General features: G+C 64.1%; 23 protein-coding genes, 1 tRNA gene and 1 pseudogene. 10 read left to right on the top strand and 15 right to left on the bottom strand.

The features are described from left to right. The first annotated feature begins 794 nt into the window (after positions 1 to 794). Entirely contained in the window at positions 795 to 2,660 is a 1,866-nt protein-coding gene (locus IVB13_RS33380) for an alkaline phosphatase family protein (protein WP_247491390.1), read from the top strand. 57 nt (positions 2,661 to 2,717) lie between these two features. Here the strand turns inward: IVB13_RS33380 and IVB13_RS33375 are convergent, their stop codons facing one another. Then, positions 2,718 to 3,290, bottom strand: coding sequence for a hypothetical protein (locus IVB13_RS33375; RefSeq protein ID WP_247491389.1), 573 nt, complete (start codon positions 3,288 to 3,290; stop codon positions 2,718 to 2,720). A gap of 392 nt (positions 3,291 to 3,682) precedes the next feature. On the opposite strand from IVB13_RS33375, the gene IVB13_RS33370 reads away from it, so the two are divergent. Continuing rightward, a complete protein-coding gene (locus IVB13_RS33370; RefSeq protein WP_018455274.1) occupies positions 3,683 to 4,342 on the top strand; it encodes a peroxiredoxin in 660 nt (219 codons plus the stop codon). A gap of 56 nt (positions 4,343 to 4,398) precedes the next feature. Here IVB13_RS33370 and IVB13_RS33365 read toward each other — a convergent pair whose 3' ends face one another. Continuing rightward, positions 4,399 to 6,129, bottom strand: a complete 1,731-nt coding sequence (locus IVB13_RS33365) for a Cache 3/Cache 2 fusion domain-containing protein (RefSeq protein ID WP_018455275.1) — start codon at positions 6,127 to 6,129, stop codon at positions 4,399 to 4,401. A 95-nt stretch (positions 6,130 to 6,224) separates the two neighbouring features. On the opposite strand from IVB13_RS33365, the gene IVB13_RS33360 reads away from it, so the two are divergent. Next, the gene (locus tag IVB13_RS33360; protein ID WP_346732291.1) at positions 6,225 to 7,724 is read left to right on the top strand and encodes a deoxyribodipyrimidine photo-lyase; all 1,500 of its coding nucleotides are present in this window, start codon (positions 6,225 to 6,227) and stop codon (positions 7,722 to 7,724) included. Between the two features lie 66 nt (positions 7,725 to 7,790). After that, positions 7,791 to 8,105 carry a histone gene (locus tag IVB13_RS33355; protein ID WP_247491388.1) on the top strand — a complete coding sequence of 105 codons (315 nt, stop codon included), beginning with the start codon at positions 7,791 to 7,793 and terminating at the stop codon, positions 8,103 to 8,105. 62 nt (positions 8,106 to 8,167) lie between these two features. Here the strand turns inward: IVB13_RS33355 and IVB13_RS33350 are convergent, their stop codons facing one another. The 3 genes from IVB13_RS33350 to IVB13_RS33340 form a co-directional block, all read right to left on the bottom strand. Continuing rightward, positions 8,168 to 8,908 carry a hypothetical protein gene (locus IVB13_RS33350; RefSeq protein WP_247491387.1) on the bottom strand — a complete coding sequence of 247 codons (741 nt, stop codon included), beginning with the start codon at positions 8,906 to 8,908 and terminating at the stop codon, positions 8,168 to 8,170. A 98-nt stretch (positions 8,909 to 9,006) separates the two neighbouring features. Continuing rightward, on the bottom strand, positions 9,007 to 9,879 hold the full coding sequence (locus IVB13_RS33345; RefSeq protein WP_247491384.1) for a DMT family transporter: 873 nt from the start codon (positions 9,877 to 9,879) through the stop codon (positions 9,007 to 9,009). A 101-nt stretch (positions 9,880 to 9,980) separates the two neighbouring features. After that, a complete protein-coding gene (locus IVB13_RS33340) occupies positions 9,981 to 10,427 on the bottom strand; it encodes a hypothetical protein (protein WP_007603109.1) in 447 nt (148 codons plus the stop codon). Between the two features lie 289 nt (positions 10,428 to 10,716). On the opposite strand from IVB13_RS33340, the gene IVB13_RS33335 reads away from it, so the two are divergent. Next, the gene (locus IVB13_RS33335; RefSeq protein ID WP_247362432.1) at positions 10,717 to 10,980 is read left to right on the top strand and encodes a hypothetical protein; all 264 of its coding nucleotides are present in this window, start codon (positions 10,717 to 10,719) and stop codon (positions 10,978 to 10,980) included. Between the two features lie 50 nt (positions 10,981 to 11,030). On the opposite strand, the pseudogene IVB13_RS33330 reads toward IVB13_RS33335, so the two are convergent. Further along, positions 11,031 to 11,472, bottom strand: a pseudogene (locus tag IVB13_RS33330) (host attachment protein); the annotation flags it as partial. A 312-nt stretch (positions 11,473 to 11,784) separates the two neighbouring features. Between IVB13_RS33330 and IVB13_RS33325 the strand changes: the two are divergent. The 3 genes from IVB13_RS33325 (at position 11,785) to IVB13_RS33315 (ending at position 13,770) form a co-directional block, all read left to right on the top strand. Next, positions 11,785 to 12,057 (top strand): hypothetical protein, encoded by a 273-nt coding sequence (locus tag IVB13_RS33325; RefSeq protein ID WP_247491382.1) that lies wholly within the window; start codon positions 11,785 to 11,787, stop codon positions 12,055 to 12,057. A gap of 438 nt (positions 12,058 to 12,495) precedes the next feature. Beyond that, positions 12,496 to 13,461, top strand: coding sequence for a helix-turn-helix domain-containing protein (locus tag IVB13_RS33320; RefSeq protein ID WP_026232916.1), 966 nt, complete (start codon positions 12,496 to 12,498; stop codon positions 13,459 to 13,461). Positions 13,462 to 13,617: 156 nt separating this feature from the next. Further along, entirely contained in the window at positions 13,618 to 13,770 is a 153-nt protein-coding gene (locus tag IVB13_RS33315) for a hypothetical protein (protein ID WP_018455284.1), read from the top strand. A gap of 50 nt (positions 13,771 to 13,820) precedes the next feature. On the opposite strand, the gene IVB13_RS33310 is transcribed toward IVB13_RS33315, so the two are convergent. The 3 genes from IVB13_RS33310 to IVB13_RS33300 form a co-directional block, all read right to left on the bottom strand. After that, positions 13,821 to 13,897, bottom strand: a tRNA-Arg gene (locus IVB13_RS33310). Between the two features lie 152 nt (positions 13,898 to 14,049). After that, positions 14,050 to 14,580, bottom strand: a complete 531-nt coding sequence (locus tag IVB13_RS33305; protein WP_085384250.1) for a hypothetical protein — start codon at positions 14,578 to 14,580, stop codon at positions 14,050 to 14,052. 159 nt (positions 14,581 to 14,739) lie between these two features. Continuing rightward, the gene (locus IVB13_RS33300) at positions 14,740 to 15,309 is read right to left on the bottom strand and encodes a hypothetical protein (RefSeq protein ID WP_247491380.1); all 570 of its coding nucleotides are present in this window, start codon (positions 15,307 to 15,309) and stop codon (positions 14,740 to 14,742) included. A 179-nt stretch (positions 15,310 to 15,488) separates the two neighbouring features. Here IVB13_RS33300 and IVB13_RS33295 point away from each other — a divergent pair, with 179 nt between their 5' ends. Further along, entirely contained in the window at positions 15,489 to 15,872 is a 384-nt protein-coding gene (locus tag IVB13_RS33295) for a VOC family protein (RefSeq protein WP_018455287.1), read from the top strand. 45 nt (positions 15,873 to 15,917) lie between these two features. Here IVB13_RS33295 and IVB13_RS33290 read toward each other — a convergent pair whose 3' ends face one another. After that, entirely contained in the window at positions 15,918 to 16,415 is a 498-nt protein-coding gene (locus IVB13_RS33290) for a hypothetical protein (protein WP_018455288.1), read from the bottom strand. A 257-nt stretch (positions 16,416 to 16,672) separates the two neighbouring features. Here IVB13_RS33290 and IVB13_RS33285 point away from each other — a divergent pair, with 257 nt between their 5' ends. Continuing rightward, on the top strand, positions 16,673 to 17,023 hold the full coding sequence (locus IVB13_RS33285; RefSeq protein ID WP_018455289.1) for a GrlR family regulatory protein: 351 nt from the start codon (positions 16,673 to 16,675) through the stop codon (positions 17,021 to 17,023). A 96-nt stretch (positions 17,024 to 17,119) separates the two neighbouring features. On the opposite strand, the gene IVB13_RS33280 is transcribed toward IVB13_RS33285, so the two are convergent. From IVB13_RS33280 to IVB13_RS33260, 5 genes are all read right to left on the bottom strand, one after another. After that, the gene (locus IVB13_RS33280; RefSeq protein WP_018455290.1) at positions 17,120 to 19,807 is read right to left on the bottom strand and encodes a PAS domain S-box protein; all 2,688 of its coding nucleotides are present in this window, start codon (positions 19,805 to 19,807) and stop codon (positions 17,120 to 17,122) included. Positions 19,808 to 19,931: 124 nt separating this feature from the next. Beyond that, positions 19,932 to 20,858, bottom strand: coding sequence for a DMT family transporter (locus IVB13_RS33275; RefSeq protein ID WP_247491377.1), 927 nt, complete (start codon positions 20,856 to 20,858; stop codon positions 19,932 to 19,934). A gap of 79 nt (positions 20,859 to 20,937) precedes the next feature. Beyond that, the gene (locus IVB13_RS33270) at positions 20,938 to 21,753 is read right to left on the bottom strand and encodes an NUDIX hydrolase (RefSeq protein WP_247491375.1); all 816 of its coding nucleotides are present in this window, start codon (positions 21,751 to 21,753) and stop codon (positions 20,938 to 20,940) included. A gap of 4 nt (positions 21,754 to 21,757) precedes the next feature. Then, positions 21,758 to 22,711: a dihydrodipicolinate synthase family protein gene (locus tag IVB13_RS33265; protein ID WP_085384246.1), complete on the bottom strand. Its 954-nt coding sequence runs from the start codon at positions 22,709 to 22,711 to the stop codon at positions 21,758 to 21,760. Positions 22,712 to 22,739: 28 nt separating this feature from the next. Further along, positions 22,740 to 23,606: SDR family oxidoreductase (locus IVB13_RS33260; RefSeq protein ID WP_247491373.1), on the bottom strand; the 867-nt coding region annotated here is incomplete at its 5' end.

Below are 23,606 nucleotides of genomic sequence, written 5' to 3'. Positions count from 1 at the left end.
CGGCCCAAGGAAGAGGGGCGTATCGCGATCGTCACGAACGCGGGCCGGACGGCGGTGGACGTTAGTCACATCGGCGCGAATGGCTTCGCAGGGCGGCTAACCGTGAGCGAAGGCGTCGCGCACACGACCGGTGCGATCGGCGTACGGCAAAATCGTGTGGTCCTGACGCCCGGGGTCTGTGCGTCAAGCGTTGCGGTGATGTGGGTTGCCCAACCGGGCACACGCATCAGCCATCCGCAAGGCGACGGGGGCAATAGTGCATCGCTCCCCGGGGAGAGCACGACATAAGCCGTAAAGCCACTGCGCAGGGAAGGCCGGATGTTGGGCTTCACCTGTATGCCGCTGTGCATTGTTCTTACGACAATCTCGCACAGTGGACCGCGGGTGCCAGCCGGCACCCGGTCTTCCCTGCGCCCTCTTTCATTTTGAGGGTGAGGCGACCAAGCAAAGCTCGGGCGAAATGCGCCGCGAGAGGGCGAAGGTGTGTCTGCCGCTCGGAATGCGAATCGAAGCGCGACGCTGCCAGCCACTCACTCCGTCATTGCGAGCGCAGCGAAGCAATCCAGTCTGCCGCCGGGGAAAGATTCTGGATTGCTTCGCTGCGCTCGCAATAACGATGCTGAAGCAGCGCGTGCCGACACCGCGATCTCGTGCCGCCGGACGCCGCGCAGAGCGGGGCCCCTGTCCTTCTTTACATGGCGCTCCGCTCTTGTAACAAAACCGTCATGCAGCGAAACTAAATTAAGCCGGGGGCCGCGGTTGGCGGCCAAGCCGCCTCGCAGGGAGAGATTTTGATGCGCCGTTCGCTGGTGTTGCTGTCAGCCGGACTGACAGTGTTGTCCGCAGGATTTTCGACCGGACCTGCCTCCGCAGAGAACAACACGCCCCGTAACCTGATCCTGTTCATTCCGGACGGTCTGCGGGCGCTGAAGGTCACGCCTGAGACCGCCCCCGCAATGGCCGAAATCCGCGACAAGGGCGTCAACTTCAAGAATTCGCATTCGCTGTTCCCGACCTTCACCATGGCCAACGGCTCGGCGATGTCGACCGGCCATTATCTCGGCGATACCGGCGTGTTCTCCAATACGATCTGGACCAACTACACCTCGGTACCCGCCGGCGACACCGTGGTCCCCTTCATCGAGAACGACGCCGTGCTTGGCGACATCGACGAGCATTTCAAGGGCGACTACCTCAACGAGGACACGATCCTGAAATTGGCCCGCGACAAGGGCTACAGCACCGCCGCGCTCGGCAAGCATGGTCCGACCTATCAGTTCGACCACACCGACAAGCCCGAAAAGGCCGGCCTGCATTCGGTCGTGTTCGACGATGCGACCGGCGGCAAGAACGGCGTGGCGCTGTCGGACGAGGTCAAGGCCGCTCTCACCAAGGCCGGCCTGCCCCTCGCCACGCCGCCGCGCGGCGACAACTCCAAGGCGGGCGATGCCAAGACGCCCGGCACCACGGCGGCCAACGTCGCGCAGCAGGCCTATTTCGCCGACGTCGCGGCCAAGGTCGTGCTGCCGATGTTCAAGGCGCGCAACAAGCCGTTCGTGCTGGTGTTCTGGTCGCGCGACCCCGATGGCAGTCAGCACAACACCGGCGACAGCCTCAACCAGATCATGCCCGGCATCAACGGGCCGACCTCGATGGCCGGCATCAAGAATGCCGACAACAACCTCGCCCAGCTCCGCAAGGCGCTGGACGAGCTCGGCCTTGCCGCCACCACCAACATCATGGTCCAGGCCGACCACGGCTTCTCGACCATCTCCAAGGAAAGCAAGACCAGCCCCTCGGCCAAGGTCAGTTATGACGACACGCCGAAGGACTTTTTGCCGATGGGTTTTCTGGCGCTCGATCTGGCGAAGGCGCTCGACCTGCCGCTGTTCGATCCCAACGACAAGAACGCCAGGGTCGAGGGCAACAAGCACCCCAAGGCCGGCAACGGCGTGCTCGGCAAGGATCCGGAAAAGCCCGATCTCGTCGTCGCCACCAATGGCGGCTCTGACCTGATCTATTTGCCGACCAAAGACAAGAAGCTGGCGGCCAGGACCGTCAAGGTGCTGCTCGAGCAGGACTACGTCTCCGGCCTGTTCGTCGACGACTCGCTCGGCCGCCTCCCCGGTACGCTGCCGCTGTCGAGCGTCAACCTGCGCGGCAAGGCGGCGACGCCGACGCCGGCGATCGTGGTCAACTTCCGCTCCTATGCCAGCGATTGCGGCGAGGCGCCGACCAACTGCTCGGTGCAGGTCGCCGACACCGTGCTGCGCCAGGGCCAGGGCATGCATGGCAGCTTCAGCCGCGGCGACACCATGAACTTCATGGCCGCGATCGGTCCGGACTTCAAAGCCGGCTATGTCAGCGAGATCCCGGTCAGCAATGCCGACGTCGGCATGACGGCCGCCCAGCTCCTCGGCCTGCGCGCTTCGCAGAACGGCGGCTTGGTCGGCCGCGTGATGTCGGAGGCGTTGCCCAACGGCGTCGTGCCGAAGGCGTACAAGGGGGTCGAGAAGTCGAAGAAGTCCGAGAACGGCCTGCAGACCGTGCTGAACTTCCAGCGCGTCGGCAGCCAACGCTATTTCGACGCCGCCGGTTTCCCGGGTCGCACCCTCGGGCTGGAGCCGGACGCCGGCAAACAAAAAACGGCGGGGAAGTAACCCCGCCGTTCAAATGCGTCCTTCGTGACGGGCGCAGAATTTTACATGCCCAAAATCTTACATGCCGATGTCGAACACGTTCGGCAATTGGCCCGCCAGGGGCAGCGCGGTGGCGCCCAGGAAGGTCGCCACCATCGCCATCAGGCGACGGTTGTTGTGGCGCTTGCCGCGCATCTGGCCGGCGATCCACTCCAGCATTTCGCTGTTGACCTTGGAGGCATAGGACGGCGCCCAGCCCTCGATATCGGATTCGGCCGACAGCGCGACGCTGCGCGGCGGCACCTTCAGGCCGGAGGCGCTCGCCGCATAATGGGCCACCGCCTTGGCGAGCAGGTCGTCGAACCGGCCGCCATCGGTGCGTTCGGTCGCTGCTTCGTTGATCTCGAACAGCACTTCGGCCTCAGTGCGGCTGACGGGCTGGTCGTTGACGGCCGTGGCGGTCAGAATGCGGGCGCACCAAGCGGTGTCATCGGCATCGAGCGAGCGGGAGAAGTGCACCCTTCCCTTGGTGGTCGGGCCTTCGCCCGTGATCACGCCGTCGCGCACGATGGTCAGTGCATGGGCCGAGGTATCGCGGCAGGATGGTTCGAGGGACGGTGACTCAACAGACTTATGCGCAGCGGCAGACATAGTTCACTTCCAGATTTCTTCTGATCGGCCAGCATTTTCATGCCGGCGTAAAGGGGTGGTTAATGATTCGGTACCGGGATCGCGACTCTTTGAGATAGTTGCCAATTGGTCGCTGTCAGGACCATTTTGGTTCTGGCAAGCGCCGGGCGAGCGTGATGGAAGTCATAAAAGGCTTTCTCGGGGCAATCACGCCCGTATAGCCCCGGTGGAGATGTTTCGCCGCGGGCGCGGCTGTAACAAAAAGGTGCTAGGAAATCAGGCCTTCAAAGAAGGAATTCACATTTTACTTGAAGCAGTTCAGTTAGCGTTCACTTGGGATCGCGGAGACCCTATAATGCCCGCGACGGTCAAAGATGAATTCGCAAGTAAATTCAATAACATGAGGTAGAACCATGACACTTCCGATTGGCACCACCGCCCCCGACTTCGAAGCCGAGACCACCGAAGGGAAGATCAAGTTCCACGACTGGATCGGCAATAGCTGGGCGCTGCTGTTCTCGCACCCGAAGGACTTCACACCGGTTTGCACGACCGAGCTCGGCGCGCTGGCCAAGCTGAAGCCGGAATTCGACAAGCGCGGCGTCAAGCTGATGGGCCTCTCGGTTGATCCGGTCGACCGCCATTCCAAATGGTCGGAGGACATCAAGGAGACGCAAGGCGCGGCCCCGAACTATCCGATGATCGGCGACACCGATTACAACGTCTCCAAGCTCTACGGCATGCTGCCGGCCGCGATTTCGGGCGATCCCCTCACCCGCACGGCCGCCGACAACCAGACGGTCCGCAACGTCTTCATCATCGGGCCGGACAAGAAGATCAAGCTGGTGCTGGTCTATCCGATGACGACGGGTCGGAACTTCCAGGAGATCCTCCGCGTGATCGACTCGCTCCAGCTCACCGCCAAGCACCGCGTCGCGACCCCGGCCGACTGGTCGCAGGGTGACGACGTCATCATCGCGGGCTCGGTCTCCAACGACGAGGCCAAGACGATCTACCCGCAAGGCTGGAAGGAGCCGAAGCCCTACATCCGGATCGTGCCGCAGCCGAAATAACGGAACTGTCATTCCGGGCGATGCGTCAGCGCCGCCCGGGACGACGATGTTAGCTCTTACGCCGCGCGCACGCGCTCGAGGAAGCCCTCGACCTCGGCCTTCAGGTGCAGGCTCTCGCCCGACAACGCCTGGGCGGAGGCAAACATCCGGCTGGACGTCTCACCGGTCTCGTTCGCACCCTCGGCGGCCTGACGGACGTTGACGGCGACATCGGCCGTGCCCGATACCGCCGCGCGAACGCTGACGACGATGTTTTGGGTCGCGCTCTTCTGCTGCTCGACCGCCGCCGAGATCGAGCCCGCGATGCCGCTGATGCGCTCGATGGTCTGGCTGATCGCCTTGATGGCGACAACCGATTCCTCGGTCGCAAGCTGCATGCTGGCGATCTGGTTCGAGATCTCGTCGGTCGCCTTGGCAGTCTGGCCGGCGAGCGTCTTGACCTCCTGGGCCACCACCGCAAAACCGCGGCCGGCATCGCCCGCGCGCGCGGCCTCGATGGTCGCGTTCAGTGCCAGCAGGTTGGTCTGCTCGGCGATCGAGGTGATCAGCTTGACGACATCGCCGATGCGCGCGCCCGCCTCGGAGAGCTGCGCGATGCGCTGATCGGTCGCCTCGGCCTGCCGCACGGCCTCAGCGGAAATGACGTTCGATTCCTGCACCCGCCGGGTGATTTCGGAGATCGATTGAGACAGCTCGTCCGAGGCCGACGCCGCCGAACGCACGTGCTCGGAGGCGCTTTCGGAAGCTCCGGCCGACCGCGCCGACAGATCGGCGGTGGAGCGCGCAGTGTCGGTGAGCTGCCGCGCCGTCCGCTCGAATTCGCCTGACGATGTCAGCACCTTGTCGAGAATGCCGCCGACACCGCCCCGGAACTCCTCGACGAAATTGCGCAGCTCGGATTTGCGCTGCTCGGCGGCCGCAGCCGAAGCGGCCGCCTGCTCGCTGCGCATCCGCGCCCGCTCCTGCGAATTGCTCCTGAACACCGCGACCGTGCGGGCGATCTCGCCGATCTCGTCGGCGCGATTCTCGCAATCGATCTCGACGTCGCTCTGGCCTTCGGCGAGCGCGGTCAGCGAGCGCGTCACTGAGGTGAGCGGCTTGGTGACGCGGCGGACGACCAGCAAGGTCAGAACCAGCACCAGCAGCGCCGCGAGCCCGGCGGCGATCGCCATGCTTTCGATGGTGTGGGCCAGCATGCTCTCGAATTGGGCCATCGGGATGCCGACATAGAGGATGCCGGCGACCTTGCCGCTGGCGTCGGCGATCGGGAAATAGGCGGTCATGAAGGACTTGCCGAACAGGGTGGCCGGGCCCTTGTAGGCCTCCCCACGACGCAGCAGCGCCTGCGCCGGATGATCGGCGGCAAGCTGGGTCCCGACGGCGCGGTCGCCATTTTCCTTCTTCACGTTGGTCGACCGCCGCACGAACTGCCCGCTCGCATCGTCGAACACGAACAGGGTCGCGTTGCCGCCGACATAGGACACCGCGCGATCGACGATGGCGTGATCCCTGAAGTCCGGCATCTTGGGAATCTCGGCGCGCGCCACCGCGCCATCCCGCATCGTGATCTTCGCATCGGGAACGATTTCGGCAAAGGCCAGGGCCAGCGTCCGCAGGCTAACCTCGATGTCGCGGAGCGCACGATCGTTGAAAGCGGAGCTGAGCGACCAATAGCCGGCGCCAACCACGAGCGCCGTATTCATGGCGATCAGCAACACCGCGCACAGGAGCGCCTTGGTGCCAAGTTTGAATTGCGGCAGAAACTTCGCCGTTGCTCGTCCGTACATGAATGAAATCACCTCCGTAATTCCTGCATACTCGTGCAATCGGCTTACGGTCGCATTAATGACGGTTCCATCGCAGCACGCGACATGCTTTCCAAATCGTTAATGAGGCCACCCTGACCACGCCCAGAACTACGCTAAGCACTACGCCAAGCGCTCCGCCTATCATCGTCTGGCTTCGCGACGACCTCCGCCTGTCCGACCACCCCGCCCTCCACGCTGCCGCCAAGGCGGCTGCGCAGACCGGCGCGCCGGTGATCTGCCTCTATGTGCTGGACGATTCGGCCGGGCGAGCGCCGGGCGCCGCGGCGCGCTGGTGGCTGGCGCAGTCGCTGCGGGCGCTCGGCGCCGACATTGCCACGCGCGGCGGATCGCTGATCCTGCGCAAGGGGCCGGCAGCCAGGGTGATCGCGGAGGTGGCGCGTGAGAGCGGAGCCCGCACGGTCCACTGGAACGGGATCGCACAGGCGCCGCATCAGGCGATTGAGCGGCAGCTCGAATCCGCGCTGGCAAAGATCGGCGTGGACTCGCAATGTTTCCCCGGCGACCTGCTCGTTCCGCCCGCGGTAATCCGCAACAAGGAAGGCCGCGGCTTTCGCGTGTTCACGCCATTCTGGCGGCGCGTGCTGGCGCTCGGCGATCCGCCAAAGCCCCTGCCGGCGCCGAAGGACCTGCGTCCTGCGCCGACGGTCGCCAGTGACACGCTGGAGACCTGGAAGCTCGAGCCTGGCAAACCAGATTGGGCCGGCGGCCTGCGCGAGACATGGACCCCGGGCGAAGCTTCCGCCCGCGCTCGCCTGCGCGACTTCCTCAAGCACACCGCACAAAGCTATGTCGGCGATCGCGACCGCCCGGACCGAGAGGGCACCTCACGCCTGTCACCGCATTTGAGGTTCGGCGAGCTCAGCCCGCGCCAGGTCTGGCACGCCGCGCGGTTCGCCGCGGCGGAAAATCCCGCGATCGGACCCGGCGTCGACAAGTTCCTGAGCGAGCTCGGCTGGCGTGAGTTCTGCCGGCACCTGCTGCACGACCACCCCAATCTTGCAACCGAAAACCTGCAAGCGAATTTCGACGGCTTCTCATGGAAGCCCGATGCCAAGGCGCTCTCCGCCTGGCAGCGCGGCCGCACCGGCTATCCCATCGTCGACGCCGGCCTGCGCGAGCTCTGGCACACTGGCGTGATGCACAACCGGGTGCGAATGGTCGTCGCCTCGTTCCTGGTCAAGCACCTCCTGATCGACTGGCGCGACGGCGAAAGCTGGTTCTGGGACACGCTGGTCGATGCGGATGCCGGCAGCAATCCCGCCAACTGGCAGTGGGTCGCCGGCTGCGGCGCCGACGCGGCGCCCTATTTCCGCGTGTTCAATCCGGTGCTCCAGGGCGAGAGGTTCGACCCGGATGGAGCCTATGTGCGACGCTGGGTGCCCGAGTTGAAGGATGTGCCACCCGAGCTGATCCATCAGCCCTGGCAGGCGACACCGATCGAGCTTGCGAGCGCCGGCGTCACGCTCGGCAAGAGCTATCCGCATCCGATCGTCGATCATGCCAAGGGACGAGAGCGCGCGCTCGCCGCCTACGCAAAGATCCGCAAAGGTTGAGCGTTGCTTTGACACAATCATGAAACGCGCTATCGTCGCCGCTCCATGCAAACCGTGGGGGACGATATGGACGACGACAAGCCGATCACCGAACAGGCGATGGACACGATCACCACCGCCGTGGAAGCGACCAAGGACGCCGCTATCACTGCGGTGAAGCAGGTCAGGAAAGCCGCCAAGAAGGCTGCGAAGAAGGTAGCGCCGAAGAAGGCGTCCAAGAAGAAAGCCAAGAAGGCTCCGAAGAAAGCTTCGAAGGCCACCAAGAAGACTTCGAAGAAAGCTGCAAAGAAGTCGTCGAAGAAGGCGGCCAAGAAAACAGCAAAGAAGGCCACCAAGAAAGCTGCCAAGTCGAAAAAGAAGGCCACGAAGGCCAAGCGCTGATCGCAACGCTCAAGTCTCCGGGGGCGGACGCGCCCGGAGACGGCTCCAGCGATACCCTACCCTCACCGCTTGGCTGCGCGTCGACCCGGGTGATGCTCGCCTTGCGGATCGCGAAATTCGCTGCGATGGCCGCGCCGGTCCTCGGCGTTGAAGCGCCGGCGCTTCTCAGGCGAGCCGAACTGCTTGATCAATCTCCTGCCGTTCACCTTTTTGATGACGTAGCCGCCCTCGGTCATCGAGAACGGCTCCTTGAGCAATCCCATGTGGTCGAACTTCGTGCCGCGGGGATGCTTGAAGGGTTCGAACCAGGACGGATAAACGAAGTTCGACATCGGGAGATCGTTGACGACGAAGGCGTCCTCTTCCACTGCATCGCAGACCTCGTAGGCATATTGGGTGTGCCGGGTCTTGTCGGCCCACAGATTGGCCATAGGGTCGAGCACCATCTCGAACAGCTCATGCGAGGCTGCCAGACTGACCGGATCGTCGTTGGACAGCGCCTTGAGGAAGATCTTCGAGATCGGTTGTCCCCGATGCGTCAATTCATGCCGCCCGAGAAAATTCTTGTGGGTCGCATCGTCGAAATAGACCAACTGCCAGTCGGTGGGCTTCGGCTTGCGGGTAACGTCGAGATCGACGGGGTAGCCCCAGACCGGCAGGAAGTGCTCGTCATAGCATTTCTGCAGCGCGGCAGTGAGCCGCGCCATCATCTGCTCGCTCATCATCTCCTCTGCATAATTAATGCAGGCAATCCGGACTGGCTTCAGGGACCTGCCAAGCAATGCGCGTCTCGCCTTCTTCATGCAAAATCACCTGTGAAAGAGGCACTGAAATGCGCGGACCGTAGCACGATCTTGCCGCGCACATCAGGGATGTATTCGAGCGGCTTGGCCCGCCAACCCTAGAAGCGTCGGTTGACCACGAACACCGCGGCCGCGCACATCACCATGCCCGCGATCGCCAGCGCATCGAGCTTTTCTCCGAACAGCAGATAAGCCATCAGCGCCGTCACGGCGGGCACCAGATAGAACAGGCTTGCAACCGACGTGGCGGCGGCGTGGCGGATCAGCCAGTACAGCAGTCCGATCGAACCGATCGAAAGCGCCACGGCGAGCCAGGCCAGCGCGAACATGAACTCGCGCGTCCAGTGCACCACGCGGTCCTCGAACAGGAACGCACCGATCGCGAAGAAGATCGTGACGGACACGTACTGCACGAGATTGCCGGCGCGCCAGTCGATGTGATTGCAGTAGCGGCGCTGATAGAGCGTGCCGAGCGTGATGCTGATCAGCGAGACGACGGAGGCGAGCCAGCCGAGCCCGGCTTCGCCGGTCATGGGGCGGCCGTGCAGGATCAGCACGACGCCACCGAGGCCAAGGACGAGCCCCGCCCATTGCACCGGCGTCACCTTCTCCCCGAGCCAGCGGTTGGCGATGGTCGAGGTCAGGATCGGCTGAAGGCCCGGAATGAGCGCGGAGAGCCCGGCCGGAATCGAGTGCGCGATCGCGATTGCGGTGCCGCCGAGATAGAAGCCATGGACGAGAATGCCGGCGACGGCGCTGTGCGCGATGCCGATCCGGTCCGGCCATTTCGGTCGCGCGATCGCGACGATGATCGCCATCAGACCGACCACGAACGCCATGCGGATGGCGAGGTAGGTCAAAGGATCGGCATTGTTGACGACGTATTTGGTGCCGATGAAGCCCGTGCTCCAGAGCAGGACGAACAGGACCGGCGCGGCGCGGGCGGCCAGGGCTTCTTGATTGTGGTTCATTGCCGCCCTCATTGCCTCACAGGGGCCAATGCGGCAATGCGAATTTCGGCCAATTTCGTCCGGGCGATGCTGCGCTGCGACGGACCGGACGGCTCAGCGGCTCACCATTCGTCCGGACAGGGATCGATGATCTTCCAGAGCTCGACGCCGTTCTTGATCTTTTTCATGTCGGTGGTGAGCCCGCCATTGCGGCGAATCCAGTCCTTCACCGTGTCGGGGTAGTAGGCCATCAGGTCGGACGTCCCCTCCGCGCTGGTGACCTTGATGCCGAAAGTGAAGGCCTTGTCGTAGTAAGCCTGGTGGAAGCCGAGGCTGGCTCGCGGCGTCACGCAGATCTTGTTCATCGGCACGATGCCGAGCACCAGGGTGCAGGCCGAGTTGCAGATGCCGTCGATGATGACGCGTTCGCCCTTCTCGCGGACGCGCTTGTACTTGGCCTTGTACTCCTCGACATAGCCGCCGTGGTCGCGGGTAATATGCAGCTCGGCCCGCGCCGGCGTGGCGGCAACGACCGAGAGCAACAGCAGGCTCAGAAGCGTGATGCGCATGGCGAGGTGACGGCGAAAGCCTTCAGGAATGGACCGGTCTATGGACCCCAAGAAGCCGGCAACAGGAGTCTTGAGCTAATTCTCTTTGGTCATACTTGTGTGGGGAATTCGTTAAGCATCTCGAAAAGGCCAAATATGGGCAAGTCCGGACCACAGAACCGGCAATTCTGTCACACCCACCCGGGAATCTGCGGGATTGGCGTCGATTTCCTGGCTGCAGACGGGTGTTCCGGCCGCCCGAACTGGCTATAAACAGCCGACCTATTCGTGCGGGTTCCGGAGATTCGAGATGAGCAAGTTGAAGCTTGTAGCCGCGATTGCAGCCCTGTCGGCCGCAATCCTTGCCCCTGGCCTCGCAGAGGCGCGGGGATACCACCGGTACCATCGCCACTACCCGAACCCGCTGCCCTACCCGATCAGCTATCTGCACAATTACGGGCCCGGCATCACGCCCGGGACGTTCGCCTTTTACGACGGCCCGTCGACCAACCATTGCTACCAGAGCGCAGCCGCCTATGTCGGCCAGGACCGCCGTCGGCACCCCTGCTTCTGAGGGGTGCAGGCGCGTCCTCTGCGGGGGCCGCTATTTGGCGGCGCGGACAGCAGTAATTGCTTCTCGATCTCGTAGACCGGCAGTTTGACGAGGTCCTTGCCGACCTCGCCCTGGAGTGCCTTGCGCACCACATCCGAATAATCGGCGCGAATCATCCCAAGCGCACGCGGCGAGGCCACCATGGTCAAGGCCGAGGTCTCGCCTGAGCTGACGGCGGCATCGAGCCGTCCGGCCAGGCCGCGCAGGAAGGCGCGCTCGGCCTCGTCGTGCCAATCAGTCTGCTCCACCGAGCTGCGCGTGCTACCGGCCGCGCCGTGAAGCCTGCCCGGCGCGTCGGTCCCTTGCGCACCGGTCGAGGGATTTGGGCTGTTCGTGCACCTCCCTGGTGTGGAGGTTCGGAAACATCTCGTCGCCGAGGTTTTCCAGAATATGCGCCTTGCGCCCGTCGCACACGACCAGCCAGTCACCCTTGTCGATTCTCATTTTGTCCATTGCACAGCTCCAAAGCCACCTCGCTAGCCAGCTCATCGAAATGCTCGAAAGCTGGCCACGACGCCAAGCTTAGGGACGAAGCTGCACCAACGAATTGCGCGGGATCAAGGATGGCGGCGATGTCCTGCGGAGCGCAAAGCAAGCGCAGCATTGGTCAAGAGCGCGAACCTGGGATAGTCTGGCGGAGCTAAAGGTCAGGCCTGCGGCGGGCTGGGCTGAAGACCTGTTCATCAGCATTACATTTCGGTCCCGCCACAATTTGATCAGAACAAACTTCGATATCCCTGTATTGCGTAAGCGGAGAAAGACATCATGAAGCTTAGAATTGGCCTCGTCGCCGCGTCCGTGTTGGGTGCGTTGGTCGCATCATCGGCGGCGTCCGCCATGCCCATCGCGCCTGCTCCTGCGACGCCGCAGGTCTCCGACGTCGAGCAGGTCCGCATGGTCTGTGACGCCTGGGGACGCTGCTTCTGGCGCCCGAACTACTATGGATACTACGCCCCGCGGCCCTATTACGGTCCCCGATATGCACCGCGCTTTTACGGTGGCCCTCGCTATTACGGACCACGCTATCGCCGCTGGTGATTCTAAAGGGGCCCTTCGGGGCCCCTTCGCTTTTGCGAGATCAAGGATGTTGGTCTGGAGTCATTCCAAAACTGATCTAGATCAAAGACGCAATCCGGCACGCCGTCATTCTCCGACGATGGTCGATTTGATCGTTTTTCGATGTCCCCAGACGGGCATGAATGTGCAGACACATCTGGAGAAGCAACTGAGACAGGAGGCACAGAGCTTTGCCTCCTTCGCCTGTCCCGCCTGCACGCGGCTGCATTTCATCGACCTCGCCTCCGGCCAGCCGATGACTCGAGATCGTTGACGACGACACCGATCCGCCAAGCTTCATGCCATGATGTCCGCAATACTACGGCCCGGAATCCGGTTTACTGAAGCGCGATGTTTCGCCATTGATGGCGATGTTCCGACGTTCATTTGATTGTCATATTGCAGCAGCCGGTCGCACGCATGTTGTTCGACGCCCTCGCCCCATCCTCGGCGCTTCAATTGATCGGCTTTGCCGACGTCGATGCGTTTCGGCCGATCGAGTCGATGGAAGATGCGAGAAGCATTCCGCTCGACGTTCGGAATTTCGCGGCGGCTCGTGCTGTCGTCTCCCTGCCCGGCTGCCGCATCGTCATGATGCGCTCGTTCGCGCGCATCCTCGACGCCGCCTATCGGATGCCCGGGGGGATGGTGATCCTGCCCATGACGGACGACCTTCAGGTCAATTCCAAGGGCATGGATCTGGACGCGCGTTTCTTCATCGCGCTCCGCGGCAGCGATGAATGCCATTTCGTCGAGCGCCGGACCAATCATCATGCGATGATCATCTTCTCACCCGGCATGAGCGACCGGGGCTGGTTCGATCAGGCGGACGACTTGCGGGCCTATGTCGCGAACCGCCCCGCTTTGCTCCACATTCGGCAGCTCCTGCTCGACATTCTGCGAACCGCGTCGGTGCAGCCGGCCCTGTTCGAAACGACCGAGGTCGCCGCCCATCTCCAGGAAGGCCTGCTGCTCGCGCTCGACGATCTGTTTCGCATTGATTCGCTCTCGGACCGGAGTGCCTCCGTCCAGGGCGAGCGGTCGATCAAACTCGTGCAGCGGATCGACGATTACGTCGCAGCACATCCGACTGCTCCGATCTATACCGCCGATCTCGCCGGCGAGTTTGGCGTCTCGATCCGGACGCTCGGCGGCGCCGTCAGCAAGGTGCGTGGCATGAGCCTGCATCAATACATTCGCCTGAAAAAATTGTGGGCGACGCGGTCTCGCCTTCTCAAAGGCGGGGGTGCCAACGTCGCCACATGCGCGCGCGCCCAAGGCTTTCACCATTTGGGGGAGTTTGCCGCAGCTTACCGCGCGACCTTCCACGAAGCGCCGTCCGACACGCTGGCACGGGGCCGGCAAGCCGGTCCGACGGCGCGCTGACCAGATAGGCTCCGGCCTTCCGACGCGGCGCGCGCCTCAAGGGAACCAGTTCCTTCGAACCGAATTATCCAAGCAGTGCGCCGGCGGCGCACTGAAGCACCCCGCGCCCCACACGCGGGTTTTTTCTCGCCGTCAACCAAGTGGTTCAGGAAAAAAATGTCTATCAGCCGCAACGTATTGTTTCTGATCATCGGTGCTCTGGTCGTCACGGCGGCCGTGCTCGGCTACAATCTCTACCAGACGAAGAAGCAGCCCGATGGCCTGCAAATCAATGTCGGTCCCAACGGGCTGAAGATCCAAGGCAAATAGAGGCGGCTCACGGCCTCGCGCCAGATCCGAGAAAACTCTGGCCCTGCAAGTGGCGCGCTCGGAGAGATTCGAACTCCCGACCCTCGGAATCGAAATCCGATGCTCTATCCAGCTGAGCTACGAGCGCCCTGGCCCAGATCTTGGACCGTAACCGAGACGCCCCAGATAGCTGCTGGCGAGCCAGCAGGCCGGGCGACGTTCGGATGGGTTCGAATTAGCAGAGAGGCCGGCCAATAAAAAGCCCTTCCGGCCTCGATTCGGGACGGGTCAGACCCGCCCTCACCAGGTGCTGTTGAAGAAGCCGAAATGCGGCTGCTGCGCCATCACCATCATCGGCCGCCCTTGCTGCGGCACCGGATGCGTTCTGGCGACCTTGCGCTTGGGCTGCTGCGCCGGGGTCTGAGGAGGCTGGGCCTGCGCCTGAACTTGCGGCTGAATTTGCGTCTTGGCCTCGGTCTTCTTGACCGCAGCGGTATCGGCCTTCGCGGCCGGCGTGAATTGGGCGAACGTCTCGCGGACCCGCGCCTTGGCTGATATCTCGGCCAAAGCGGGTGACATGCTCTCCACGGGCGGCTGGGGAGCCGCGACGGCGGCGATCTTCGCCGCAGGGGCGGCAAGCGTCGGCTGACTGGTGTCGAGTACGACACGCTCCGGCAGGTGGCGATCGGACCGGATCCGAATCAACGGCTGTTCGTTGCTTGCGGTTGCGATAGCCTGCGTCACAGGCGAAGTCGGCAGAACGTAGTTCGCCGCGAACAGCAGTGCGAGCAAGGCTCCACCGACGAAGAAGAAATACCGAAAGATGGGCATTGGCCACGCTCCGCCCGCCGCATCCCCGCGTGGGCTCTCCGCCTTAACAGGCGATCATTTAATTAGTTCCTGGCCCAGCCGTTCGGTTCAAATGGCGACGCCAAGTTTTTCGGCCAACCCCCAGGACAGTAACTTTTCCGCTACCCGGCACTGCCGGCCTTAGGTCCGGCGTGCTGCCACAAGCGAACACTTCGCCTGATCGGCATTCACGTTGACGAAGCCGACAGGAATGCGCGCAAAAGTCTTGCGGCTCTTCATGCTGACCGGATCCGCCAGAACGCGGGTGCGGTCGGTGAGATGACTGCCATCACGCCGCGCAAAAGCGCAGACGATCTCGACATCCTTTACGGCATAGTCGTTGTCGTTGCGCAGCGTGAGCGTCACCAGCGCCTTCGATCCAAGGCCGCCGCGGCGCCAGGTCTGAGATGAAATCCTGATCCGGCCGAGTTCTGCCATTGTCGGAATCTGAGCTTCGGAGGCCGGCGACACGGCGACCGCATCGCGCGAAGGCGCCGTCTCGACGGCTGCCACGTCAGACCTCACCGGTTCGGCACTGTTGACTCTGGAGACGGGGAGCAGCATCCAGATGCCGCAACCGACGATGATGGCCGCCAACAGCCACAGCAGGCCTCGCCCAAATGAAACGCTCGCGATCGTCACCGCCCGCGCCAGTCGTTCGCCGGTCCCGGCGAAACGCCCTAACCCGATGCGGTCAAACCCAGCGCTCATGGTTGCCTCACCGATCGCAGCGGAAGCACGTTTCGACAACGGATTCGGCCACTGCTTACTTAATCCGGAAGGCGAACTAAGGTTCCCGCGCAGCTGCCGAGTCGGCAAGAGCGGTGGCGGTCACGGGCCGAGCCCGCTAACATGCGCTGCAACATCAAGATCCGTCGGGAGAACACGAAATGCCAGTCGTCACTTGGGATCACGTCCATCTGCGCAGCCCCGATCCGGAGGCCACGGCGGCCTGGTTGCGGGACATCCTCGGTGGCGAGATCGTGCAAGCGCCCGGACGGATCGACGTGAATCTCGGCGGCGCAAGGATCTTCATTGCGCCCCTCGAGGGCGACAATGCGGTCAACCCGCCGCCGCCGCACCCGCATCAAGGCCTCGACCATTTCGGTCTCACGGTGAAGGACATCGACGCCGTCGCCGCCGAGCTCAAGGCCAAGGGCGTCACTTTCACGCGCGAACCGACCACGATCCGCCCCGGCGTGCGCATCTGCTTCATCCGCGGCCCCGAAGGCATCTCCATCGAGCTGCTCGAGCGCGACAAGAAATATACCTGACACGGCGCGCGCCGCTCACCGGGCGACGTTGCCTCCCGGCGTGCCTCAAGTCATGCTGCCGGGCATGAAGCAGCGGACGGCGACGCCCATGTAGCCATAGATCGGCCAGACCATGGTGCGCCCCACCCGGCTCGGCTCCGAGATCACGGCCTCCTCGGGCACCTCGACCCAGACGAGCTCCTGCGGTCGGCCGTCGATCACGTAGCCATAACGCGGGACGCGGACCCGATAGTGCCCGTCCTTGCTGTCCCAGTCGGTGTCCGAGAGCGCCGAGCCGTCGGCATCGGAGCAACAAGGCCCCTTGCCGCTTCGCAGTCCGTCGAACCAGGCCTTCAATTCGGCATTGGCGTTGACGAACTGGCCGCGGTCGCGCGCGTGGCCGAAGGGGGCCGCGAGTGCGATCAGGGCCAGGACGCATGCTAGGCTCGCCACGGTTCGCCAGCATGCCGCGCCGCCGATCCGCCGTTGTCGTGTTTCGCAAATCGTGGGACGCACACTGTACAGACGCGGCTTCTCGCCGCCGGAATCGATCCAGTTGCTCACGTTTGTCTTGCTCCAGCCCCCCGCGGCCAGTGCAACAATGGTTATGCATTTCGCGGGCCAACTTGATTCGCAACGACTGGCCTCGCTTCATGATCAGACCGTCATGGCGGTGTCATAGACAAGCCGGGACAATTACGGCTCACGGGCAAGCTCGCAAGGTCGGCGGCCAAACTGCCGCGTTGCGTGGCCGCATGCCCTTTGGCATAAATGCCCTACCGGTTACGCCATTGGGCGATGGCGGCCGGCCTCGGGACGTTATGAAGAACGGCCTCTATTCGATTCACGTGAACCTGCTCGATGGTCGGGTCGGCAAGGGCAGCGGCGTGATTCTTTTTCGCGACGGCAAGATTCTTGGCGGCGATGCGTACCTCTACTACACCGGCAGCTACACGGTGAAGGACAACACCTTCAAGGGTGAGGTGCTGGTCCAGCGTCACACCTCGCCGCGGGGCGACGACAATCCGCTGTTCGGCGGGCCTGCCGCGGTCGGCATCGGCGTCAGCGGCACGTTCACGGAGACGCGCGGGGACATGACGGGCACCGCGCTGGTCGGCAAGGCCAGCCAGATTTTCGGCGCGACGCTGCACAAGCTTGCGGAGGTCGACTAGGACTTCGGTTCTGATTGAATCAACCAAAGCTCTCAATTGTTGATTCGACGCGTTTTCATCACGCGAACGGCATCCACTTCGCTCGAAAACCGCTAGCTATTCGGCGGCCTGCTCGAGCGGCGCCACGCGCGGCAGGATGATCTGGATACGTGTGCCGCTGCCCGGTTCGGAATCCAGATCGAGCCGTCCGCCGAGCCTGTTCGTGACGATGCTGTAGACGATGTGCAGCCCGAGGCCGGTGCCGCCCTGATCGCGCCGCGTCGTGAAGAACGGATCGAAGGCACGGCGGCGGACGTCGAGCGACATGCCGCAGCCATTGTCGGAGAAGATGATCTCGACATTGTCCTTGCCGGACTCGCGCACCTGGATGTCGATGGTCCCCGGCCGGCCGTCCGGGAAGGCGTGCGCCACCGCGTTGAGAAACAGATTGGTCAGCACCTGGCCGTAGGGTCCGGGATAGCTGTTCATGGTCAGATCAGGCTGGCACTCGACGTTGAGCGTCAGATTGTGCTTGCGAAGGCCGGGCCGCAGACTCATCACCACCTGCTCGGTGAGGTCACCGAGATCGAAGCTGCGCTGGTCCGAATAGTTGCGGTCGGCGGCGACCTGCTTGAACGACTGGATCAGCTCGGCGGCGCGATTGAGATTGGCGACGAGCTGCGAGGACGCGTCGCGGCTGGTATGGAGAAAGTCGTTGAGCGTGGAGCGGCGCAGCTCGCCGCGTTCGACTTCGGCGGTGAACATCGCGGTCTTGCGCTCCAGCGCGGAGGCGACCGTGAGGCTGATGCCGACGGGATTGTTGACCTCGTGCGCGACGCCGGCGACGAGGCGCCCGAGCGCCGCCAGCTTCTCCGCCTCGATCAGCGAGGCCTGGGTCTCGCGCAGATTGCGCAGCGCGGTCTCGGCGGATTCCTTGGCTTTCCGCATCTCCTGCTCGCCGCGCTTGCGCTCGCCGATGTCGAGCGCCACGGTGACGATCCGCTCGATCTCGCCTTCGGCATCGAGCAACGGCAGCTTGTTGACGAGCCATTGCCGCATGTGGCCGGAAGAATCAATGTACTCCTCTTCGTAGAAGCCGAGGCCCTTTCGCAGCGTCAGCACGCGCTTGTCGCTCTCGTCGGACTTGGCCGCGCCGTAGCGCGACATCAGGTCGGCCGTGGTGCGGCCGAGCGCATCGCCGGGCTCGATTCCGAAGATGCCGGCCATGTAACGGTTCATCAGCACGTAGCGCAGGTCGCGGTCCTTGACGTTGATGACCGCTGGCACGGTGTCGATGACCTGCTGGAGCAGGCGCCGTCCTTCGGCAATGGCGTCTTCCGCGCGCTTCTGGTCGGTAATGTCGCGCAGCGTGCCCTCATAGCGGACGATGTTGCCCGCCTCGTCGCGGACGCCGGTGGCACTGTCGGACAGCCACAGGATGTCGCCGCCGCGCTGGCGCACCTGGTATTCGAACTCGCGCACCATTCCGTCGCGTGCCATCAGCCGCTGATATTCGACGCGAGCCTCGGGATTGACGTAGATGGTGTGGGCGATGTCGTTGATGCTGTCGATGAGGTCTTTGGGGCTGTCATAGCCCATCATCCGCGCCAGCGCCGGATTGGCGTTGAGGAGGTCGCCGGCCGGCGTCGTGACATAGATGCCGTCGACCGAGCCCTCGAACAGTTTCCGGTAGCTCTCTTCGGCAAGGCGTTGCTCGGTCAGTGCGCGCACCGCCGCCTCGCGTGCCGTGTCGGCCTCCTCCAGCGCACGGCGGAACACTTCGGCCGCCCGCGCGATGTCGCCGATCTCGTTGTCGAGGTCGGCGGACGGGATCGAGGTGTTCTTCTCGCCGGCTGCGAGCGCGCGGATCGACCGCGCGATCTGGGCGAGCGGACGGACCGTCCGCCGCACCACGAAGCCGGCCGCGAGAATGCCGATCAGCACACCGATGGTACCGAGCACGATGCTCTGCCAGCGCGCCTCCGTCAGCGTGCGGGCAAAGTCGCGCGACAGCACGTGACCGCGCCGGGCGCTGACCTCGCGCAGCAATTCGGTGACACGGCCGATCAGCCGACCCTCGGTTCCCAGCACCTCGCGGTCGATGTCGGCGATCTGCCGTTCACGGACCGCGACCGCGATGATCGCCTCGGCGTACTCGTTGACCGCCGATCTGAGCTTGGGATCAGTGACGCCCATCGCCCGCATGCTCTGCGCCGCCTGCTCGGCCGCGGACGGGTTGCGCGCAAGCAACCCAAGCGCGATCCGGCTCTGCGCTTCCGACAGGCGGGACGCCAGCTCTCGGTCCGCAGTGCCGGAGACAGCTGCGTCGAACTGGTCGCGGAGCGGCGGCAGCCCGGCAAGCAGCTGGGCGCGGCGGTCGATCAAGGTCGAGATCCGCTCCAGGCCGCTGCGATAGGTCGCAAGCCGCTCGCTGACGCCGTCGATCATATCCTGCTGCTCGGGCACGAGCTCGATGCGGGTCTTCTTCAGGATGTCACTGAGCGTCGAAGCCGCCTCGCCCACCTGCTTGAACTGGATGCCGGCGCCAGGGTCGGTGACGAAGTCGCGCGCGGCGAGCCGCAGCTCGTTCATGCGGCGGTCGATGTCCTCGGCGAGGTCGCCGACGCTCTGCAGCCGCTGCAGCTCGGCGAAGGTCGTGTCGATGTGCCGGATCGCAATCACGCTCGCGGTCGAGGTGACGATGATCACCGCCAGCACCAGAAGGAAGCTGCCGAACGTGAGCTGGCCGATGGAGAGCGAGAAAGTTCGCTTTTTCTCAGGGGTCGGCGTCAATTCGGCGGACATTGGTGATGTGTGGACCGGGCCATTGGAGCTCCAATATACGACGTATTGCAGTCCCGGGGGAACATGCGTCTGGCCGCCGAATATCCTTAATGTTGAAGCCCTGCCGGCCTCCTTGGCCCCGGTTTTATGACGTTTTGACGCCGGCCGGCCGTCGGGCCGGGATAGTCATGGCGGCGACGCCGAGGACGACGCAGGCAAGGCCGATCCAGGCGGTCCGGCTCAGGCTCTCGCCGAGGAAGGCGACGCTGATGGCAACCCCGATCGGCACGCGGAGATAGGCCTGCGCGGTGGTGCCGACCGAGCCCAGGGTCTGGATCAGGCGGAAATAGATCACGAAGGCCGCGGCCGTCGAGAAGGTCGCCAGCGCGAGCAGCGCCAGCACGGAACTCAGCGAGGGCGACAGCGTCCAGGGCTGCTCGACGATGAGCGAGGCCGGGAGCAGCGCCGCCGCCCCCGCCAGCAACGAGCCGGCCGCGGGCGCCATGGGATCGAGGCCCTTGAAGCCGCGACCGAAGATCGCGGCGCAGGCGTAGCAGATGGTGGCGGCAACGATCGCGGCCTCCGCGACGAGGCCGCTTCCAACATTATGGAAGGCATCGACGCCGACGATCAGCAGGATGCCGGCCATACCAGCGACCACCCCGACCAGCTTTCGCGGTGTCGTCGCCTCGTGACGCGTCACAACGGCCGTGAGCAGGAAGGTGAAGATCGGGCCGGCCGAGTTGAGGATGGTCGCAAGCGCGGCATCGACGTGGCGCTCGCCCCAGGCGATCAATGTCCAGGGGATCACGCTATTGAGCACGGCCTGGAAGGCGAAGCGTCGCCAGGTCGCGGCATCCGTCGGCAGCCTGATGCCCCGCGCCCACATGATCGCGAGCAGCAGCAGGCCCGCAATCGTTGTGCGCGCCGCGATCAGCGTGATCGGCGGAATGGTGGCGACGCCGATCTTGATGAAGGTGTAGGAGCCACCCCAGAGCGTCGCGAGCGCGAGGAGCAGCGCCAGCTCGACGGCGATATTGTTGTCCTGCCGATTGTTCTGCCGGTTGTCCATATTGCGCGCCCGTCCGGTTGTCAGGGACGGAACCTAGCGCGCCTGCCATCGCAGATACCTCGCTTTGTGTCGAAGTGTCCTAGCCGATCGCCCCGGCTTCGAACACCTCGCCGTCATAGCCGGCCTCGCGGGGAATGCGGAGCTGACGGCCGGTTTCGGTCTTGGTCATGACAGGCATCACCGTCACGACGGACATGCCGCGGGCGTGCTCGAGCGCGGCGCTCACGCTGCCCTGCTTGGCGAGCCGGATCAAATTGCGCGTTGTCGGGAACGGCAGCTTAAAGCGGCCGCTCTCGCCGCCCTCCACCGCCTCGCGCGGCGAGACCCAGATCGAGTCGGTCGACTCCCGGCCATCATGCGCGCCGAGCTGGTCGGGCGGTGCTGCCGCAAGGAAGAACCAGGTGTCGAAACGTTTTGGCATGCCCTCCGGCGTGATCCAGTGCGCGTAAGGCACGAGCGTATCGAGCGCGAGCTGGAGGCCGTTGTCGGCCAGAATGCTCAGGAAGCTGATCTTGTGCTCGTTGAGCGCGACGCGATGCGCATCGGCGATCTCGCCAGCGCGCCTGGCGTCAACAGGCGTGCCCGAATCCTTCGAGCGCGCCAGCAGGATGCCGCTTTCCTCAAAGGTCTCACGGATCGCGGCGATCCGAAAGCCGCGATCCGCTTCGCTCAGGCCCTCGCCGCCTGAATACAAGTCGGAGCGCTTGACGATCTCCTGATCGCCGGCATCGACGCTGCCACCAGGAAACACCAGCGCGCCCGAATTGAACTCGATCTGATGATGGCGGACCATCATGAAGACTTCGATTTCGTCGCGGCTCTTGCCGTCGACCTTCGCGCCGTCGCGCAGCAGGAGGATCGTCGACGCAGGGCGTGATGCTGATGCCTCGGCCATTCGATTAACCTGCGGCGCTGGATTGCGGGCCGAGATTGGCGCGCTTGTCGACGCGGGCGACGCGCGACAGCAGGTACTCGACCTCTGCCTTCGCCGCCGGCGTGATGGTGGCGCCGGGCTTGCGCTGGGCGCTGGAGGCGATGATGCCGCGCTTCTGCAGCACGTATTTGCGCACGGCGAGGCCCGCGCCGGGCTGCTGCTCGTAGCGGATCAGCGGCAGATGTGCGTCGAACAGATCATGGGCGGCGTCGCGCTTGCCTTCCTTCGAAAGCCGCACGACGTCGATCAGGAGTTCGGGGAAGGCATAGCCGGTCATGGCGCCGTCGGCGCCGCGCTCCATCTCGAAGTCCAGAAAGAGCCCGCCATTGCCGCAGAGGATCGAAAGCGGCCGGAGCGAGCCGTCCTTCTGGAAATTGCGCAGCGTCGAGATCTTTTCCAGCCCCGGCCAGTCCTCGTGCTTGAGCATCACGCAGTTCGGATTGTCGGTGACGATCTTGCGGATCACGGCCGGGGTGAACACCACCGACAAGGTCAGCGGATAGTCCTGGAGCACCCAGGGCACGTCGGGGCCGATGGCCTCGGCCGCCTGCTTGTAATAGCCGACGATCTGGTCGTCGGTCCGCAACGACGGCGGCGGCGCGATCATGACGCCGGCCGCGCCCGCATCCATCGAGGCCTTCGCCAGCGAGCGCATGGTGGCAAAGCCCGGCGCGGAGACGCCGACGATCACCTGCATCTTCTTGGCGCGCTTGACGAAGCGTACCGCCACCTGTTCGGCCTCGGCGGCATCGAGCTTCGGGGCCTCACCGAGGATGCCCAGCACAGTGACGCCGTCGCAGCCGACCTCCTCGTAGAAATCGGTCAGGCGGTCGATCGAGCGCTCGTCGATCCGGCCGTCATCGTGGAACGGCGTCGGCGCGATTGCGAAGGTGCCCTTGGCGTCGGCGGTAAGTTTCATCGTTGTCCTTGTTTCTCTCTGTCGATGGCTAAAACCGCCGCGCCCCCATCTTGATCTGCTCTTCGGAGAAGAAGATCTCCTTGGCATGATCGGCGATGTCCTGGGCCTTCCAGCCCGTGTGCGGCGGCTTCCAGCCGTCCATTTCCATCATCCGCATTTCGCGCACGCCGCGGGGCCCGGACACGCCCAGCACCTTGCCGGTCTGGTCACCGGACAAGTCGCTGACCATGTATAGCACGGCCGGCGCGATGCCGTCCGGACCCAGCGCCGCGCCGGGGTTCTCCTTATAGCGGGGCAGGTCTGCGGTCATGCGGGTCAGCGCGCCCGGCGCAAGCGTCCAGATCCGGATGTTGTATTTGCGGCCCTCGATTGCCAGCACGTTGGACAGGCCCCAGATGCCGCCCTTGGCCGCGCCGTAATTGCTCTGGCCGAAATTGCCGATCAGGCCCGAGGTCGACGAGGTGTTGACGATGACGCCGCCGCCGTTTTCCCGCATCCAGCGAAATACCGGCATGGTGCAACAAAAGGTGCCCTTCAGATGCACCTTGATGACCTTGTCCCAGTCGGACTCAGACGCCTTGGCGAAGGTCTGGTCGCGCAGAATGCCGGCATTGTTGACGAGGATGTCGGCGCGGCCGAAATGCTTGATGGCGTCGTCGAACACCGACTGGCCGCCTTCCATGGTGGAGATGTCGGCGCCGTTGGCGACCGCCTTGCCGCCTTCGGCCTTGATCGCATCCACCACGAGCTGCGCCATCGATGTGTCGGCGCCGGAGCCGTCACGGGGCCCACCGAGGTCGTTGACGACGACGGAGGCCCCTTCCCGCGCGAACAGCTTTGCGTAGGCCTGACCGAGCCCCCCGCCCGCGCCGGTGATCAGCGCAACCTTGCCGTC

The organism is Bradyrhizobium sp. 17 (assembly GCF_023073515.1).
GTDB classification, from domain to species: domain Bacteria; phylum Pseudomonadota; class Alphaproteobacteria; order Rhizobiales; family Xanthobacteraceae; genus Bradyrhizobium; species Bradyrhizobium canariense_D.
Note: the sequence above shows the minus strand (reverse complement) of the source record. Positions and strands in the feature narration are given on the sequence as shown.

Coding starts and splice junctions, on each gene's coding strand:
- IVB13_RS33335 (WP_247362432.1), top strand. CDS start 10,717: ATGAGCAAGTTGAAGCTTGTAGCCGCGATTGCAGCCCTGTCGGCCGCA.
- IVB13_RS33365 (WP_018455275.1), bottom strand. CDS start 6,129: ATGTACGGACGAGCAACGGCGAAGTTTCTGCCGCAATTCAAACTTGGC.
- IVB13_RS33275 (WP_247491377.1), bottom strand. CDS start 20,858: ATGGACAACCGGCAGAACAATCGGCAGGACAACAATATCGCCGTCGAG.
- IVB13_RS33295 (WP_018455287.1), top strand. CDS start 15,489: ATGCCAGTCGTCACTTGGGATCACGTCCATCTGCGCAGCCCCGATCCG.
- IVB13_RS33265 (WP_085384246.1), bottom strand. CDS start 22,711: ATGAAACTTACCGCCGACGCCAAGGGCACCTTCGCAATCGCGCCGACG.
- IVB13_RS33375 (WP_247491389.1), bottom strand. CDS start 3,290: ATGTCTGCCGCTGCGCATAAGTCTGTTGAGTCACCGTCCCTCGAACCA.
- IVB13_RS33280 (WP_018455290.1), bottom strand. CDS start 19,807: ATGTCCGCCGAATTGACGCCGACCCCTGAGAAAAAGCGAACTTTCTCG.
- IVB13_RS33345 (WP_247491384.1), bottom strand. CDS start 9,879: ATGAACCACAATCAAGAAGCCCTGGCCGCCCGCGCCGCGCCGGTCCTG.
- IVB13_RS33355 (WP_247491388.1), top strand. CDS start 7,791: ATGGACGACGACAAGCCGATCACCGAACAGGCGATGGACACGATCACC.
- IVB13_RS33340 (WP_007603109.1), bottom strand. CDS start 10,427: ATGCGCATCACGCTTCTGAGCCTGCTGTTGCTCTCGGTCGTTGCCGCC.
- IVB13_RS33305 (WP_085384250.1), bottom strand. CDS start 14,580: ATGCCCATCTTTCGGTATTTCTTCTTCGTCGGTGGAGCCTTGCTCGCA.
- IVB13_RS33350 (WP_247491387.1), bottom strand. CDS start 8,908: ATGAAGAAGGCGAGACGCGCATTGCTTGGCAGGTCCCTGAAGCCAGTC.
- IVB13_RS33300 (WP_247491380.1), bottom strand. CDS start 15,309: ATGAGCGCTGGGTTTGACCGCATCGGGTTAGGGCGTTTCGCCGGGACC.
- IVB13_RS33315 (WP_018455284.1), top strand. CDS start 13,618: ATGTCTATCAGCCGCAACGTATTGTTTCTGATCATCGGTGCTCTGGTC.
- IVB13_RS33270 (WP_247491375.1), bottom strand. CDS start 21,753: ATGGCCGAGGCATCAGCATCACGCCCTGCGTCGACGATCCTCCTGCTG.
- IVB13_RS33320 (WP_026232916.1), top strand. CDS start 12,496: ATGTTGTTCGACGCCCTCGCCCCATCCTCGGCGCTTCAATTGATCGGC.
- IVB13_RS33285 (WP_018455289.1), top strand. CDS start 16,673: ATGAAGAACGGCCTCTATTCGATTCACGTGAACCTGCTCGATGGTCGG.
- IVB13_RS33380 (WP_247491390.1), top strand. CDS start 795: ATGCGCCGTTCGCTGGTGTTGCTGTCAGCCGGACTGACAGTGTTGTCC.
- IVB13_RS33370 (WP_018455274.1), top strand. CDS start 3,683: ATGACACTTCCGATTGGCACCACCGCCCCCGACTTCGAAGCCGAGACC.
- IVB13_RS33325 (WP_247491382.1), top strand. CDS start 11,785: ATGAAGCTTAGAATTGGCCTCGTCGCCGCGTCCGTGTTGGGTGCGTTG.